Below are 15,900 nucleotides of genomic sequence, written 5' to 3'. Positions count from 1 at the left end.
GGTGGCGCGGGGCGTCGCCCCGCGGCCAGGGCCCAGGGCTGACGGCCACGTCCGGCCCGCTCGGCGACCCCGACCCCTACCCCGACGAGGCCGTGCGACCCGTCCGTCGACGCGCGTGGCGCGATCGCCGAGGTCACGCCGGACATCACCAAGAACATCACAGGAGGCGACGCGATGAGTGACCCGATGAACGTCCTGGCCCCCGAGCACCGGCGGCTCCGGATCGGCGACGCCTGGCGCGACGCCGCCGGCGGAGCCACCTTCGCCGTCGAGGACCCGGCCACCGGCAAGACCATCGCCGAGGTGGCGGACGCCGGCGTCGTCGACGGGCTCGCCGCTCTGGACGTGGCGAGCAGGGCGATGGCGGAGTGGGCGGCGACCCCGCCGCGAGAACGGTCGGAGTTGCTGACCGCGACGTACCGGGCACTGACCGAGCGGTCCGAGGAGGTGGCCCGGCTGATAACGCTCGAGATGGGCAAGCCGCTCGCCGAGGCTCGGGGAGAGGTGGCCTACGGCGCCGAGTTCTTCCGCTGGTTCGCCGAGGAGGCGGTGCGCGTCGAGGGGCGCTACAACACCGCTCCCGCCGGTGGATATCGCATCCTCACCGTGCCGAAGCCGGTCGGACCGTGCGTCTTCGTGACGCCCTGGAACTTTCCGTTGGCCATGGGTGCCCGCAAGATCGCTCCCGCGCTGGCGGCGGGCTGCACGACGATCACCAAGCCGGCGGCCCAGACGCCACTCACCATGCTGTTCCTGGCCCGCATCATGGAGGAGGCCGGCGTTCCCCCTGGCGTCGTCAACGTCGTGACGACCAAGCGTGCCGGCGAGGTGGTCTCAGCACTGCTGGCCGACCGCCGGACCCGCAAGCTCTCGTTCACCGGGTCCACCGAGGTAGGGCGCGTGCTGCTACGACAGGCGGCGGACAACGTGCTGCGCACCTCCATGGAACTGGGCGGCAACGCGGCCTTGATCGTGTGTGCCGACGCGGACCTGGACGTCGCGCTCGACGGTGCCATGGTGGCCAAGATGCGCAACATCGGGGAGTCCTGCATCGCGGCCAACCGAATCTACGTCGAGGAGCCGGTGCGCGAGGAGTTCACGGCGCGCTTCGCCGAGCGGATGGGCGCGCTCTCGGTGGGCCATGGTCTCGACGACGGCGTGGACGTCGGGGCGTTGATCGACGAGGCCTCGGTCACCAAGATCGACGAGCTCGTCGCCGACGCGGTCGATCGCGGCGCCCGTGTCCTGGTGGGCGGCGAGCGTCCGGATGGGCCGGGCCACTTCTACCCGCCCACGGTCCTCGTCGACGTGCCCGAGGACGCCCGGATGCTGGAGGCGGAGATCTTCGGCCCGGTGGCGCCGATCATCTCGTTCACGTCCGACGACGAGGTGATGGCGAAGGCCAACGACACCGAGCACGGACTGGTCGGATATGTCTTCACCCGTGACCTCCAGCGGGCGCTCCGGTTCACCGAAGGGCTGGAGACGGGGATGGTCGGCGTCAACCGTGGTCTGATCTCGGACCCGTCGGCTCCGTTCGGAGGCGTGAAGCAGTCCGGGATCGGCAAGGAGGGGTCACACGAGGGCATTCTTGAGTACCTCGATGTCACCTACGCGTCGATCGACCTACCGTGACCGGCCCGCCGCTCCGGGTGCCCGCCGAGGGTCGCCGCGCCCTGCGCGCACATGACCTGACCGGCCTCCCCCCGTGGGGCGGGACCCGGGCCACGATGGACCCGAGGGCACCCGGGCACGACCGAGTCCGGGAGCCCGGCGCGCGCGCCCGCGCCACCCGGCAGCCAACCTCGCCGACGCCGTCCCGGTCTCACAGGTGACCTGGACGTCCGCCCGGCCCATCACCGCCGACGTTCCAGAGAGGCACCGACATGCTTGAGACCGTCCGCGGACCACGCCAGCTGATAGTGGGCGAAGGGGTCGCGCAGAACATCCCGCGAGTGGTGGCCGAGTGTGGCTCGCGAGTCCTCATCGTGACCGACCGGGTTCTTCTGGGACAGCCGGGCGTGGCCGAGATCGTGGCCGCCGTGGGGGAGAAGGTCGGAGTCGTCGGGGTGTTCGCCGACGCGACTTCGGACGTGCCACTCACCGATGTCGCCCTGGCCGTCTCGGCCGCCGCAGAGGTGGACGCCGACGTGATCCTCGCCATCGGGGGTGGCACGGTGATCGACCTCGCCAAAATCGTCGGCGTCATCCGGCGCCACGGTGGGACGCCGCGCGACTTCTACGGCGAGTCGAAGGTGCCGGGGCCGACGATTCCCCTCGTCGCGGTCCCGACGACGTCGGGCACCGGCTCCGAGCTCACGCCCGTATCGGTGCTGACCGACCCGGACCGCGAGCTGAAGGTGGGGGTCTCCAGCGTCCACATCGTGCCCGACTTCGCCATCGTCGACCCCGAGCTCACCTACTCCTGCCCCGCGACCGTCACCGCCCACTCCGGCATCGACGCGTTCTGTCACGCGGTGGAGAGCTACACCGCGCGACCCCGGGCCCACGGACCGCGCGACCCGGTGGAGCAGGTCTTCCTCGGCCGCAACCCGATCACCGATCACTACGCGCTCCTGGCCGCGGAGCGGATCGCCCGCAGCCTGCCCCGTGTCGTCAGGGACGGAGGCGACAAGGACGCGCGCGCGGACATGTCCTACGGGTCCATGCTGGCCGGGCTGGCGTTTTCCCACGCGGGCAACGCGGCTCCGCACGCCCTCCAGTACCCCATCGGCGCGGCCACCCACACACCGCACGGCCTGGGCGTCGGGCTGCTGCTGCCCTACGCGCTGGACGCGGCCAGGGACGCCATCGGCGACCGGTTGGCCGTCCTCGCCAGGGTGTGCGGGCTCGACGTGACCGACGCCTCGGACGCCGAGGCCACGGATACGTTCCTCACCTGGCTCGACGTGCTCCTCGCCGACATCGGCATCCCCGCCACCTTGGCGGACATCGGCGTGGCACGCGCGGACCTCCCGCGCTTCGCCGAGATGGCCGGTGGCGTCACCCGCTTGATCCAGAACCATCCAGGCCCGACCGACACCGCCAGCCTGACCGCGATCCTCGAAGCGGCCTGGATCGGGGACCGGACCCGACACGTCCTGACTCCGGAGCAGAGATGGTGACGGGCCTTTCACGTGACGACGAGTTCCCCGCGCGAGAACGTGAGCCGGCAGGCAGTCCGCGACGTCACCACTGTGAGCGGATGCTCCCATGAGTGACCTGAACAGCCTGCGGTTGACGGTTATGGCCGCAGGTCTGCTCTCCCGCCCCCTTAGAGGAGTTCGCCGACGAGGCCGGCGAACTCCTCGGGGCCGACGATGCGCACGCCCAGGGTCTCGGCCTTGGCGCGTTTGGAGCCCGCGTTCTCCCCGGCCACCAGCAGGCTGGTCTTCTTCGAGACGCTGGAGGAGGACTTGCCGCCGGCGCGTTCGATCAGCTCGTTCATCTGGTTGCGGGTCAGCGCCTCCAGCGCTCCGCTCATGGAGCCGGTGACCACGACGGACATCCCGGCCAGCGGCAACCCGGAGGTGTCACCCGGCTCCGCGTCCGCCTGCGCGTCGGAGGCGGGGGCGGGTGGTGTCCAGCCGGGCTCGGTCATGGTGACTCCGGCCGCGACCAGCTTGTCGATCATCGGCGCGAGCTCGGCCAGCTCGGCCACCACCGATGGCGCCTTCTTCGGGCCGATGCCCTCGACCGCCTCGATCGCCTGGGCGTCGGCGGCGCGGATGGCGTCCATGCTGCCGAAGTGCTTGGCGATGCGGCGGCTCATGGAGCGGCCGGTGCCGCGTACGCCCAGCGCGCAGAAGACCCGGCTGAGCGGCTGGGCCTTGGCCCGTTCGATGGCGGCGAGCAGGTTGTCGGTGCTGGTGGCGCCCATCCGCTCCAGGCCCAGCACCTGCTCGCGGGTGAGGTGGAACAGGTCGGCGAAGTCGGTGATCAGCCCGGCGTCGAGCATCTGCTGGATGCGGTTCTCGGCCAGGCCCTCGATGTCGAGCTGGTCGCGGCCGGCGGCGTAGCCGATGGAGGCGATCGTCCGGCAGGCGCGGCCGCGTACGCACCGCCACCGCTCCTGGGAGGCGTCGATCTCGTCGCCGCACAACGGGCAGGCCTGCGGGATCGGGATCGGCCGCTCGTCTCCGGTGCGCAGGTGCACGACCGGGGCCTCGACGCGGGGGATCACGTCGCCGGCCTTGTAGACGGTGACGCTGTCGCCGAGCATCAGGCCCCGGCGGGTGATGTCGGCGACGTTGTGCAAGGTGGCGTAGGTGACGGTGCTGCCGTCGAGCACGACCGGCTCCAGCACGGCGCGCGGGGCGATGATGCCGCTGCGGCCGACGTTCCATTCGACGTCGAGCAGTTTGGTGATCTTCTCGGTGGCGGGCAGTTTGTAGGCGATCGCCCAGCGGGGGGCGCGCGAGCTGAAACCGGCCTGCGCCTGGTCGGCGGCGAGATCACACTTGATCACGATGCCGTCGATGCCGAACGGCAGCTCGGCCCGCTTGGCGGCGATCTCCTCGACCCGCTCCTGGATCCGCTCCAGGGTGGTGGCGACGATCCCGCCGACGTCGGTGACGGCGGGGGTCCGCACGCCCTGCCCGGCGACCCACGCCATGACCTCGCTGTGCGGCAGCTCGCGCAGCCGCGTCGCCGTCTCGGAGGTGTCGTCGGGGTGCGACAGCGCGCCGTAGCCGAAGAACGTCAGCTCGCACACGTACGGCCGGTCCTGGGCGCGCAGCGTGCCGGCGGCGGCGCTGCGCGGGTTGGCGAACGTGGTGCCGTCGTGCGCCTGGCGCTTGGCGCACGCGTCCTCGAACTGCGAGGTGGTCATCATCACCTCGCCGCGCAGCTCCACCGTGACCGGCTCGGCCAGCCTGGCGGGCAGCCCCGCGATGGTGCCGATCGCGTGGCTCACGTCCTCGCCCGCGACGCCGTCGCCCCGGGTGACCAGCTGGGCCAGCCGCCCGTTGCGGTAACGCGCGGTGATCGCCAGCCCGTCGAGCTTGGGCTCCACGCTCCACCGCGTGACCGGCCGGCCCAGCCTGCGCTCCAGCGACGCGGCCCAGTCGGCGAGCTGCTGGGCGCCGAAGACGTTGTCGAGGCTCAGCATCGGCACGGTGTGCGGCACGTCGCCGACCACCGCGCCCCCGGCCACCTTGCCCGTCGGCGAGGTCGGCAGCACCTCGTCGGGATGCCCGTCCTCGTAGGCCTGGATGCCCCGGACCAGCCGGTCGTAGGCGTCGTCGTCAAGAGTGGAGGTGCCGTCACCGTAGTAGGCCGCGGCGGCGTCCAGGGCGAGCTGGACGGCCTCGGCGTAGGCGGTCTGATCGGCGAGAAGGGTGCTGGGGGGTGCGTCGTTCATGATCCCATCCTCTCGCCCGGCACCGACAGTTTCGGCTCGCGGAATGTGCCCCCGAGCTGGAGCGGCCCTCGTGTCAGGGACTTGGCAGGAGCGGCAGGGCCACGAACCGGATCGTGGCCCAGACCGCGTAGAGCAGTGGCGCCGTTCCTAGCAGCACGCCGAAGACCGGTTCGAGCAGCACCATGCCGACGGCGAGCGCCAGCACCATCAGCGCCGGCAGTGTCAGATACCAGCGACGCGCCACCAGGTACAGGCACGGCAGGACCAGGCCGCGGACCGGACGCGACGACTCGGCCACCACGACCAGCACCGTCACCGTCGTGGCCACGACCAGCGCGCCCGCGGTGACGAAGAACGGCAGCAGCGCCGGACCCCACGAGGTGCCACCGACCACCATGACGTCCACCACGAGCACGCCCACCACCGCGGCGCCCGCCAGCCAGGTGGCCAGCGCCCGCGCCGCCGCCCGCCGGTAACCGTTCCAGAAGGTCGCGAACACCGCCGTCGACCCCTCGCCGAGCAGGGCGAAGCACCGGAACGCGCCCGCCAGCGCCGGCGCGCACACCGCCGAGAGCGCCGCGAAGAACGGCCACGACGCCGACGGACTCCGTACCAGGGCCAGTGCCGCCAGCAGCGGGGCGCACGATACCGCCAGCAGCAGGTTCGTCGTCAGCCCGACGTAGACCATGCCGAAGACCTTCTCGTACGTCTCCTGCCGGGCCGGCCGCAGCAGGCCGCGCATCGCGCTCACCCCTTCAGCCCGCTCGTCGCCACGCCCTGGATGAAGTAGCGCTGCCCGAACAGGAAGAGGACCAGGATCGGCAGCACGGACAGCACCGCGCCCGTCATGATCATCGCGTGTTCGGCCTCGTACTGGCCGACGAAGGAGCGCAGGCCGAGCTGCACCGTCCACAGGTCGTTGCTCGTCAGGTAGATGAAGGGCCCCATGTAGTCGTTCCACGTGTTGACGAACGTCAGCAGCGCCAGGCTGGCGAGCGCCGGCTTCGACAGGGGAAGCATGATCCGCCGGTAGATGCCGTACTCGCTGAGCCCGTCGATCCTGGCCGCCTCGCACAGCTCGTCCGGGATCGACATGTAGTACTGGCGCATGAGGAACACGCCGAACGCGCCGAACGCCTGCAGCAGGATGAGCGACCAGTACGTGTCCGTCAGCTCCAACCGCTGCATCATGATGTACTGCGGCACCATGTAGGCCTGCCACGGCACCGCGATGGTGGCGAGATAGCCCAGGAACAGCGCGTCGCGCCCGGGGAAGCGGACCTTGGAGAACCCGTAGGCGGCGAAGCTGCCGGTCAGCACCTGCAGGAACGTGATGGTGACCGACAGGAACAGTGAGTTGCCCAGGTAGGTCGCCATCGGCACGCGTTCCCAGATCTCCACGAAGTTCGACCAGCGAAGCTCGTCCGGAATCCACTGGATCGGGATCGCCAGGACCTCGCTGTCGCGCTTGAGCGAGGCCGACAGCATCCATCCGAACGGCACCAGCGTCAGCAACGTCACCGTGACGAGCCCGAGGTAGGCCAGCGTCCTGCGGGCGGCGGGGTGCCGGGAGCCCGGCGACCCGGTGTTCCCGGCGTGTCGTGGCGGCCGCTCTGTAGCCGAAGGAGCATCGCGCAACGTGGTCATGACGCGCCTCTCCGCTCGTTGATCCGGAACTGGACGATGGTCACGGTGAACACGATGAGGAACAGCACGAGCGCGATCGCCGACGAGTAGCCGAACTGGCCCTCGGTGATGCCTTCCCGGTAGACGAGCTGGGCCAGCACCAGGGTGCTGCGGCCGGGGCCGCCCCCGGTCATGACCACGATCAGGTCCAGCACCTTGAAGCTCTGGATGGTCAGCATGACCAGCACGAAGAAGGTGGTGGGCCGCAGCGAGGGCAGCGTGATGCCCCAGAACCGCTGCCAGGCGTTGGCCCCGTCCACTTTGGCCGCCTCGTAGTACTCCCTGGGAATGGTCTGCAGACCGGCCAGGTAGAGCACCATGTAGTAGCCCATGTCGCGCCACACGCTGGTGATGATCACCGCGGGCATCGCCCAGCCGGTGCTCGACACCCAGCGCGGGGGGTCCTGGACGCCGATCGCCTCCAGGAGCAGGTTGATCGGCCCCGCCGTCGGGTTGAACAGCATGTTCCAGACCACGGCCACCGCGACCAGGGAGGTGATGTACGGGAAGAACGCCGCGGTGCGGAAGAAGTTCACACCGCGCAGCCTCTGGTTCAGCGCCATCGCCAGGGCGAGGGAGGCGACCAGGGTCAGCGGGATGTGACCGAGCGCGTAGTAGAACGTGTTGCGAAGGGCGACGTGGAAGTTCTCGTCCCCCCACAATCGTTCGAAGTTGCTCAGCCCCACCCACTCGGGCGTTCCGTAGGAGTCCCAGTCCATGAACGCCAGCACGAACGCCGCGATCACCGGGACGAGCGTGAACAGGGCGAAGCCCAGGAAGTTCGGCAGGATGAAGCTCCACCCGATCAGGGTGTTGCGCCAGGCCCGACCGCCGTGGGGCACCCGAGGTTCGCCCGGCTCGGTTGGCGCGGGCTGCGGCATGACATGGGCCATGGTCGTCCTTCGTGACTTCTTCGCAGGCCGGGTGGGCAGGCGGCGGACCGCGGGGCCCGCCGTGGCCGTCCTTAGTTGAGGACCTCGTTCTTGACGCGCTCGCCCATCGATCGGGTGCCGTCGGCGACCGACTTCTCACCGACCATGATCAGCTGGTGCTCCTCGTTGAGGATGGTGTCGACGTCGGAGCTCTTGTCGCTCACCGGCATCTCCAGCACGACCTTGCCGGGCTCGAACGCCTTCTTCGACAGCTCGTCCGACGGCATGCCCTCGAGCTTGAAGTAGGCCTCCGTGATCGCCGGGTCCTGCAGCGCCGGAACCACGCCCACCTGGGCGATCGCCTCCGCGCCCGCCTTGCCGGCGGCGAACCGGACGAACTTCTTGGCGAGGTCGGCGGACTCGCTCCGCTTGTTCACCGCGAACCCCGTCGGGGAGCCGAAGGTGACGACCTCGCCGGAGCCGCCCGCCCGCTGCGGCATCGGGGCGAGCGCCCAGTCGACCTGGCTCTCGCCCTTCTTCTTGGCCTCCAGGATGCCCGAGATGTACCAGGTGCCCATGGGCATCATCGCCGCCGAGCCCGTTCCGAACATGTTCCGGTAGTCGGCCTGCTGGGCGCTCGCGGTGCCGAAGTCCATGACCGCCCCCTTCTTCTGCAGGTCCAGGGCCATCGTGTACTGGTCGGTGAAGAAGGTGTAGTCGCCGCCGAGCTGGTCGCCGCCCGTCTGTGCCGCGGAGACCGCCTGGACCACCGAACGCCACGTGTGGTGGTAGGCGCCGTAGACCTTCTTGCCGTCCTTGTCCCCGGTGAGCCGCTGGGCGTACTTGGCGTAGTCGTCCCACGTCATGGCGCCGGTGAGCTTGATGCCCGCCTTGTCGAGCAGGGTCTTGTTGTAGTAGAGCAGCCAGAAGTCCTGGCGGTAGGGGAGCGCGTAGTAGGTGTTCCCGGTGTTGTAGGCCTGCAGACCCGCCAGCTTGGAGGCGTCGGTCGACGTGGCGAGATCGGTGACGTCGACGAGCTGCCCGCGGCTGGAGTAGCGCGCGTAGTCCGTCACGTTCTTTATCGTGATCACGTCCGACTTGTCGCCACCGGCGAGCATGGTGGTGACCTTCTCCTGATAGTCGTCCGCGAGGATGTCGACCGGCTTCACCTTGACGCCCGGGTTCGCCTTCTCGAACGCCTGGAACAGCGCGGTGAACTCGGGGGTCTTGGCGAGGTTCCACACGGTGACGGTGAGGGTGGTGGGTCCGCCGCCCTCGGCCGGCTCGCCGGAGCCGCCGCACGCGGCGAGCGCGAGCGCGATGACGGTCATCCCCGTGGCCTTCACGACGTGGCGCCGCGTCCGGGTCCTGGCGGGTGGAACGGGATTGAACATCGGTGTGGTTTCCTTTCCCTGAGGCCGGGCTCAGGCGCTCACGGCGAACTCGTCGGCCGTCACCACCGCGCGCGGCGGACGGCCGGACAGGTAACGCTCGAGTTCGTCGAGGGCGCTGTCGCTCATTCGCCGGGTCTCCGATCCCAGGGATCCGGCGATGTGGGGGGTGATCATGACGTTGGGAAGGTCGTACAGGGGCGAGTCCGCGGGCAACGGCTCCGGGTCGGTCACGTCGAGAATCGCGTCCAGGCGTCCCCTCGCGCACTCGGTCTCCAGGGCGGCGGTGTCCAGGACGGTGCCGCGCGCCGTGTTGATGACGGTCGTGCCGTCCTTCAGCAGGGCGAGTTCCGGTGCCCCGATGAGGTGACGGGTGGAGGGAAGCTCCGGGACGTGCAGGGTGAGCACGTCGCAGCGCGACAGCAGTTCGGTCAGACCGACCAGCCGCCCGCCCGCCTCACGGACCTCGGCGGCACCGGCGTACGGGTCGTACACCAGCACGTCCACGTCCAGGCTGCGCAGCCTTTCGGTGACCCGGCGGCCGACCCGTGAGAAGCCGACGACGCCGATCGTGCGCCCTCGGTTGGACAGCTCGCCCCGCCGTTCCAGGTAGGACCAGTCGTCGCGATGCCTGCGCGCGTCCTGGGCCAGGAACGGAGCCTTCTTGCCCGCGAAGATGATCGCGGCGAGGGTGAACTCGGCGACCGGGACGGCGTTCTCGTCCGCCGCGCTGGTCACCAGCAGCCCGCGCCGCCAGACCTCGTCGGTGACGAACGGGCGCACCGTTCCCGCGCAGTGGAAGATCGCCCGAAGCTCCGGCGCGCAGTCCAGCCGCTCCTTGGTGAGCGGGGGACAGCCCCACGAGGTCACGAGCACCTCGACCTCGCGGAGCCGGCGGCGCACGAGCGGGTCGTCGAGGTCCGCCGTGGCCACGGGGTCGGTGAGCTCGACGAGATCGCGCAACCGCCGCAGCTGTGGCTCCTGGAACTGCACATCGACGTACACGGGATCCATCACCAGCAGAGCCTGTGATCGTCGGTCTCTCACACCGGTCCTCTCGCCAGCCAGTGCTTGCCAGTGCCGCCGATCATGACCGATCGTTTCAATCAGGTCAATAGATTGTTAACGCTAATATGATCGATACTGATCAATCCGATCATCTGAGGATTCCGGTGGCCGTCAACGATGATCAGTGTGAACGCTTTTGATTCATTGATGCTTGACGTGTTCCCCGGGGCGGTGCCAGCATCGCGGAGTTTCGTTCGGAGTCACGACGGGAGACCTGATGCGCTGGCTACGAGAACTGGACGACCGGCGGCTCTCGCCCTACACCGGCTGGACCAGGGATCACTGGGCCGCCCTGGCCGACCATCTGCTGCTGTCCGCACGGCGATACGCCTCCCCCTCCCACGCGCGGATCTCCTTCCCCGGCGAGCCGGGAGGGTACGGGCCGGACGTCGACGCGCTGGAAGGGTTCGCCCGGACGTTCCTGGCCGCGGGTTTCCGGGTGGCGGGGGACGGCGGCCGTGACCCGCACGGCTACATGGAGTGGTACGCACGCGGCCTGGCGGCCGGGACCGACCCGGGCTCTCCCGAGCGCTGGGTGCGGCTGGAGGAGCACGACCAGGCCAAGGTCGAGGCCGCCTCCATCGCGCTGGTGCTGCACCTCACCCGTCCGTGGCTGTGGGACCGCCTCGACGACGGGGTGCGCGAACGGGTGATCGGCTACCTGGCCCCGGCGATCGGCGGCCGGTATCCGCCGATCAACTGGATCTGGTTCCAGCTCGTGGTCGAGCAGTTCCTCACCTCGGTGGGCGGCCCGTCCTCGCGTCCGGACGTCGAGACCGGGCTCGCGGTCACCGACGGCTTCGCCCGGGAGGAGGGCTGGTACTCCGACGGCGAGCGGCGCGGCTACGACCACTACGTCGGCTGGGCCCTGCATTTCTACCCGTTGCTGTGGACCGAGATGGCGGCCGGCGACCCGGCCGCCGACACCCGTCGGGCCGCCTACCTGTCCCGGTTCACGCGCTATCTCCACGACGCCGTCCACCTGGTGGGCGCGGACGGATCCCCGCTCATACAGGGCCGCAGCCTCACCTACCGGTTCGCGGCCGCCGCCCAGTTCTGGGCGGGAGCGCGGGCCGGTGTCGCGACTCCCGCGCCGGGTCTCCTGCGCCGCGCCGCCTCCGGCATCGCCCGCCACTTCGCCGAGCACGGCAGCCCCGGCGACGACGGAATCCTGACACTCGGCTGGCACGGCCCCTGGCGGCCGATCGCCCAGTCCTACTCCGGCACCGGCTCCCCGTACTGGGCCACCAAAGGCCTGTACGGACTGGCGCTGCCCGCAGACCACCCGGTGTGGACCTCGGTCGAGGAGCCGCTGCCGGTCGAGCGGGAGGACTTCCAGCTCGTGATCCGATCACCGGGCTGGCTGGTCTCCGGCACCCGCGCGGACGGCGTCGTGCGCGTCGTCAACCACGGCACCGACCACGCCACACCCGGCGACCACCGCGCCGACTCGCCGCTGTACGCGCGCCTCGGATACTCCAGCGCCACCTCGCCCGTCCTGGCCGGCCCGCACGCCGGCGACCCCCTCGACCAGTCGGTCACGCTTCTGGACCCGGACGGGCGGCCCAGCCACCGCACCGGCTTCGAGGCCCTCCTCGTGGACCTCCTGCCGACGGGCACCGCCGTCGGCGCCTCCCGCTGGCGGGCCCACTGGGTGGACCCGGACCCCGACACCGCCGACCACGGCTACGGCCGGCCGGGCACCGCCGTCCTGGGGCCCTGGATCACCGTCCTGTCGGCGTTGCGAGGCGCATGGGAGGTTCGCCTGGTCCGCGTCCTGCCCCCGTGCGCGACCCCCCTGCGCCTGGGCGGCTGGCCCGTCCCCGCCGACACCGCGTCGTCAGGGCTGATCTCGCGCGTCGTCCCCGGCCCCGGCCTCGACCTGTCGGACGTGACGCTCGCCGAGAACGCCACCCCGCTCTCGGACCGGACCCTCGTCCCCTGGTGCGGCACCAGCATGCCCGCCGAGCCGGACAGATGGTATGAAGCGCGCATTCACCTCGGTTCGAGTGCGGCCTCAGCCCCTCCGGAGGTCAGCTGGGCGAACGCGGCCGCCCGGATCGTCTGGCCGGACGGCGCCGAGGACACGCTGGATCCCGTGTCCCTCCTGCCGTGAACGGCCCTGCCTCAGGACGAGGAGGAGCGCACGATCAGCCGAGGCTCGATGACCACGCGATGCGTCGGCCGATGCGGGTCCTGATCCGTCAGGCGAGCCTGCAGCAGGCCGAACGCCGCCCGCCCGATCGCCTTCCTGGGCGGGCGGACCGCCGTCAGCGGCGGATCGCACAGCTCCGCCACCTCGTCGTCATAGGTGACCACCGCCAGGTCCGCGGGCACCCGGACCCCCCTCTCCTGACACCGCTCCACGAGGCTGATCGCCTCCGGGTCGGAGTGGACCAGCAGGGCGGTGGTGCCCGTGTCGAGGCACGAACCGAGGATCCGGTCCATGACCTCGTTCCACTCGGGGTTGCGCTGGTCGACGGTGGTGAGGTCCGGGGTGCCGTCGAGTTCCAGGCCGAGCTCCTGGCAGGCCTGCCGCCATCCGCGCCGCACGTGCGGCGTCGTCGGGCTGTGCACGGTCGTGACCACCCCGATCCGCCGGTGTCCCAGCGCCGCCAGGTGGCGCACGGCCATGGCCGCCCCCAGCGCGTGATCGCTGATGACGGACTCCATGGCCTCCTCGTACGGCCCGACGGCGGCGGCCCGCTCGATGAGCACGACCGGCACCGGTGCCCGCCGCAACCAGCGCACCAGTTCCTCGCCGTCGTCACCGGTGGTGGTCGGCGCGACCAGGAGCCCGTCCACGCCGACGAGGTCCATCAGCCCCGACAACTGCCGCCGCTCGTCGGCGGCCTGGTAGGTGGCGCCGCGCAGCACGACCCTGGCCCCGGCCGCCGCGGCGGCCTCGCGGACGCTGCGGATCACCTCCGGCCAGTAGTAGTCGAGCGACGGCACGACCATCCCGATCGTGAGCCGCCGTCCGTCGCCGGCGCCCTCCTCGGCGACCGGCCGGGGCGAGGCCTCCTCACCGGACTCGTCGGACTCGACGGCGGGGGCGCCGCCGCGCAGCACGGCCCCGCCCCGCACCCGCCGGATCAGCCCTTGCGAGGCGAGGAGCGCGATGTCACGGCGGACGGTGATGACCGAGACGTCCAGCTCCTCAGCCAGGTCGGCGACCCGGACGGAGCCACGCCGCCGCAGCAGCTCGACCACCCGGGTGCGGCGCTCGTCGGGCAGCGAGGCCGGTGGGCCGGACAGGGTCATGGCCGCACCTCCACGCGTACCAGGAGCGATCCGCTCGCGGTGCCGGGCAGCTCCAGCCGCAACCGGGTCAGCCGGTCGCCCCACACCGCGACGAGCAGGGGGTCGTCCAGCGCGCGTTCGGTCAGCGACCCGGCCGCGCGCTCCGGATCCCAGGAGAGAACCGCGGCCCGGCCCCCGCCGGGCGGCCGTATCGTCACCCGCCCCGGCGCGTCCCGCCGCACCTGGCCGGACAGCAGGAACCGCACCTCGCTGGGCGGGCCCGCGTCGGTGAAGGCCCAGGAGTCCTCGATCGTCACGCCGCCGTCCTCCCGGTCCAGCCTGGCCGTGCGCCACCACCGCTCAAGCCCCTCCACGGGGTAGGCGCCCGCGAGGTCGAGCCTCACCTGGAAGGCGTCCGGCCCGTCGGCCACCGCGACGTCCCGGGCCGAGAAGGACGCGCCCTGCCCCTGCGGGGTGCCGCGCACCTCGGGCACGCTGTGCCAGCCACTTCGCATCGTCCAGATCGCGTACCGATCGGGTCCGAACGTCCGCGCCGTGTACGTGGGCCGCCCCGCGTCGACCACGGCGGGTGTCCCGTCGACGGCGACGACCACCGAGCCGACGTCGTTGTGGTTGTGGTTCTCGTCGTTGTGGCCGCCCTTGACCGCGAGGGCGAGACCCCGGTCGGTACCGTGGGCGGTGCGGGCGACGCCCACCTGCGTGCCGGGCAGCCACGCCGAGGCCACCAGCGGCGGTCCGGCCGGGCCGGCCTCCAGCCAGGTGGTGTCGGCCAGCTCGCTCAGCGCCCGTCCCAGCTCGGCCGCGGGGGTGACGGTCCCGGCGCGGTGGGCGGCGGCGTGCCGCATCCCGTCGGGATCACCGATCCGCCGTGCCCAGCGGTGCAGCACGTGCCAGGGCTGCTCGGGGGGCGGCAGCGCGCGGGCGTCGGCGAAGTTGACGTACCACGCCCCGCCCAGGTGCATCCGGTAGGGGAACCGCACCGTCTCGCGCACCACCGGCACGTCGGCCGCCCTCAGCTCCCCGGACGTGGCGTGCTCCAGCACGTCGAGTGCCTCCAGGGCGCGGCAGGCGCCGTTCCACCAGTACTCGTAGCCCTCGTCCACCGACCCGTCGCCGGGCAGCGCCGCCAGGTAGCGGTCGAGGCCCTCGATCGCCAGCGCGACCTGCCGGGCCCGCTCCGCTCCCGGTTCGGCCAGGCGCAGCGCGGCGACGAGCACGTTGCCGCAGATCCACGGGCACCAGTTGTGCACGCGGCCGTCGAGCCCCAGCCAGTGCCAGTCGCGCCTCCGGGTGAACGGCTCCAGGACCCGCCACCGCACCTCGGCGCGCAGGCGGTCCCGCAGCCCGGGGAATCGCTCGTCCAGCCGCTCGCCGAGCATGTGGTCGGCCCAGGCGAGCTGGGCGGCCACGTCACCGGCGCCGAGATCCAGGCAGGGGGCGGCCGGGTCGGGCACCACCGTGCCCCGCGACCGGCAGGACTCCTCATGGGCGGGCCAGCACCACGAGCTCTGTTCGCACACCAGCACGATCCCGTCGGCGGCCTCGTCCAGCCACTCGTCCGACCCGTTCGCCGCGGCCATGAGCACGGCCCGGGTGAGCCGCTCCTGGCGCCCGAACACGCCGCTCTCGTAGACCGTGCGGTCGCCGTCCCGAAAGTATCCGGCGTACTGCGTGGCGAGCGGCTGAGGCCACGGCGACCCGCGCTCGGCCTCCGCCCGCTCCCGCACGCGCTCCAGTGCCCGCGCCGGCGGCTCGCCGCTCAGGGAGGGCAGGGGCAGCGCACGGCCGGGAGGCGCCAGGACGCCGATCAGCGCATCCGGCGAGGCGGTCGTCCCCCACCTGCCGAGCAGCGGGCCTGGAGCGACGCCCTCCGCGAGCCGGACGCGGGAGCCGCGCGCCGCCGTACTGGTCATGGTCCTCCTCGGTGCCTCCTCATAGTACCGATCGAACCTGATCGAAGTTGATCCCCTGGCGAACTTCGGGAATGGAATGATCGAAACGATGTTTGTTCGATCAGGTAAGGAGTCGCCGTTCTCGCGACTCCGTGCCTTTCCGCTCGGCGGCGATCCGGTTCACCCGCTCCTCCGGATCGCCGCCGAGGTCTCACGACCCGACATCCGCCGGCACCGGGCCGTGCGCCTGCGGGGTGGTGTTCCTGTTTTTCGTCAGGAGATGGTCCACTGCTGGGCGTTGTTGCCGTTGCAGGTCCATTGGCGCACCTCGGAGCCGGCGGTGGTTGCGAAGTTGTAGTTGTCCA

At 71.2% G+C, this 15,900-nt stretch carries 11 protein-coding genes; 3 read left to right on the top strand and 8 right to left on the bottom strand.

What is annotated here, in order from left to right:
• The first annotated feature begins 174 nt into the window (after positions 1-174).
• Together ACFYWM_RS35685 and ACFYWM_RS35680 are read left to right on the top strand one after the other, a co-directional pair.
• Positions 175-1,635, top strand: coding sequence for an NAD-dependent succinate-semialdehyde dehydrogenase (locus tag ACFYWM_RS35685; protein WP_389923241.1), 1,461 nt, complete (start codon positions 175-177; stop codon positions 1,633-1,635).
• A gap of 251 nt (positions 1,636-1,886) precedes the next feature.
• Positions 1,887-3,125, top strand: a complete 1,239-nt coding sequence (locus ACFYWM_RS35680; protein WP_389923238.1) for an iron-containing alcohol dehydrogenase — start codon at positions 1,887-1,889, stop codon at positions 3,123-3,125.
• Between the two features lie 149 nt (positions 3,126-3,274).
• Here ACFYWM_RS35680 and ligA read toward each other — a convergent pair whose 3' ends face one another.
• The 6 genes from ligA to ACFYWM_RS35650 form a co-directional block, all read right to left on the bottom strand.
• Entirely contained in the window at positions 3,275-5,362 is a 2,088-nt protein-coding gene (ligA, locus tag ACFYWM_RS35675; RefSeq protein ID WP_389923235.1) for an NAD-dependent DNA ligase LigA, read from the bottom strand.
• 73 nt (positions 5,363-5,435) lie between these two features.
• Positions 5,436-6,104, bottom strand: a complete 669-nt coding sequence (locus tag ACFYWM_RS35670) for a hypothetical protein (protein ID WP_389923233.1) — start codon at positions 6,102-6,104, stop codon at positions 5,436-5,438.
• 5 nt (positions 6,105-6,109) lie between these two features.
• Entirely contained in the window at positions 6,110-7,009 is a 900-nt protein-coding gene (locus ACFYWM_RS35665; RefSeq protein WP_389923230.1) for a carbohydrate ABC transporter permease, read from the bottom strand.
• The gene (locus tag ACFYWM_RS35660; RefSeq protein WP_389923227.1) at positions 7,006-7,941 is read right to left on the bottom strand and encodes a carbohydrate ABC transporter permease; all 936 of its coding nucleotides are present in this window, start codon (positions 7,939-7,941) and stop codon (positions 7,006-7,008) included. The genes ACFYWM_RS35665 and ACFYWM_RS35660 overlap by 4 nt, the downstream gene beginning before the upstream one ends.
• A 71-nt stretch (positions 7,942-8,012) precedes the next feature.
• Entirely contained in the window at positions 8,013-9,314 is a 1,302-nt protein-coding gene (locus ACFYWM_RS35655; protein ID WP_389923224.1) for an ABC transporter substrate-binding protein, read from the bottom strand.
• 30 nt (positions 9,315-9,344) lie between these two features.
• Positions 9,345-10,325, bottom strand: coding sequence for a hydroxyacid dehydrogenase (locus tag ACFYWM_RS35650; RefSeq protein ID WP_389923476.1), 981 nt, complete (start codon positions 10,323-10,325; stop codon positions 9,345-9,347).
• A gap of 271 nt (positions 10,326-10,596) precedes the next feature.
• On the opposite strand from ACFYWM_RS35650, the gene ACFYWM_RS35645 reads away from it, so the two are divergent.
• Complete coding sequence (locus ACFYWM_RS35645) at positions 10,597-12,495, top strand: DUF2264 domain-containing protein (protein ID WP_389923221.1); 1,899 nt, start codon at positions 10,597-10,599, stop codon at positions 12,493-12,495.
• Positions 12,496-12,506: 11 nt separating this feature from the next.
• Here the strand turns inward: ACFYWM_RS35645 and ACFYWM_RS35640 are convergent, their stop codons facing one another.
• Together ACFYWM_RS35640 and ACFYWM_RS35635 are read right to left on the bottom strand one after the other, a co-directional pair.
• On the bottom strand, positions 12,507-13,643 hold the full coding sequence (locus tag ACFYWM_RS35640; protein ID WP_389923218.1) for a substrate-binding domain-containing protein: 1,137 nt from the start codon (positions 13,641-13,643) through the stop codon (positions 12,507-12,509).
• Positions 13,640-15,556 carry a hypothetical protein gene (locus ACFYWM_RS35635; RefSeq protein ID WP_389923216.1) on the bottom strand — a complete coding sequence of 639 codons (1,917 nt, stop codon included), beginning with the start codon at positions 15,554-15,556 and terminating at the stop codon, positions 13,640-13,642. Before ACFYWM_RS35635 ends, ACFYWM_RS35640 begins: the two co-directional genes overlap by 4 nt.
• Positions 15,557-15,900 lie beyond the last annotated feature (344 nt).

The organism is Streptosporangium sp. NPDC002721 (assembly GCF_042888905.1).
Classification (GTDB): Bacteria; Actinomycetota; Actinomycetes; order Streptosporangiales; family Streptosporangiaceae; genus Streptosporangium.
Note: the sequence above shows the minus strand (reverse complement) of the source record. Positions and strands in the feature narration are given on the sequence as shown.

What these genes read in the sequence shown, in the direction of transcription:
- ACFYWM_RS35685 (WP_389923241.1), top strand. Translation starts at nt 175, where the DNA reads ATGAGTGACCCGATGAACGTCCTGGCCCCCGAGCACCGGCGGCTCCGG.
- ACFYWM_RS35680 (WP_389923238.1), top strand. Translation starts at nt 1,887, where the DNA reads ATGCTTGAGACCGTCCGCGGACCACGCCAGCTGATAGTGGGCGAAGGG.
- ligA (WP_389923235.1), bottom strand. Translation starts at nt 5,362, where the DNA reads ATGAACGACGCACCCCCCAGCACCCTTCTCGCCGATCAGACCGCCTAC.
- ACFYWM_RS35670 (WP_389923233.1), bottom strand. Translation starts at nt 6,104, where the DNA reads ATGCGCGGCCTGCTGCGGCCGGCCCGGCAGGAGACGTACGAGAAGGTC.
- ACFYWM_RS35665 (WP_389923230.1), bottom strand. Translation starts at nt 7,009, where the DNA reads ATGACCACGTTGCGCGATGCTCCTTCGGCTACAGAGCGGCCGCCACGA.
- ACFYWM_RS35660 (WP_389923227.1), bottom strand. Translation starts at nt 7,941, where the DNA reads ATGGCCCATGTCATGCCGCAGCCCGCGCCAACCGAGCCGGGCGAACCT.
- ACFYWM_RS35655 (WP_389923224.1), bottom strand. Translation starts at nt 9,314, where the DNA reads ATGTTCAATCCCGTTCCACCCGCCAGGACCCGGACGCGGCGCCACGTC.
- ACFYWM_RS35650 (WP_389923476.1), bottom strand. Translation starts at nt 10,325, where the DNA reads ATGGATCCCGTGTACGTCGATGTGCAGTTCCAGGAGCCACAGCTGCGG.
- ACFYWM_RS35645 (WP_389923221.1), top strand. Translation starts at nt 10,597, where the DNA reads ATGCGCTGGCTACGAGAACTGGACGACCGGCGGCTCTCGCCCTACACC.
- ACFYWM_RS35640 (WP_389923218.1), bottom strand. Translation starts at nt 13,643, where the DNA reads ATGACCCTGTCCGGCCCACCGGCCTCGCTGCCCGACGAGCGCCGCACC.
- ACFYWM_RS35635 (WP_389923216.1), bottom strand. Translation starts at nt 15,556, where the DNA reads ATGACCAGTACGGCGGCGCGCGGCTCCCGCGTCCGGCTCGCGGAGGGC.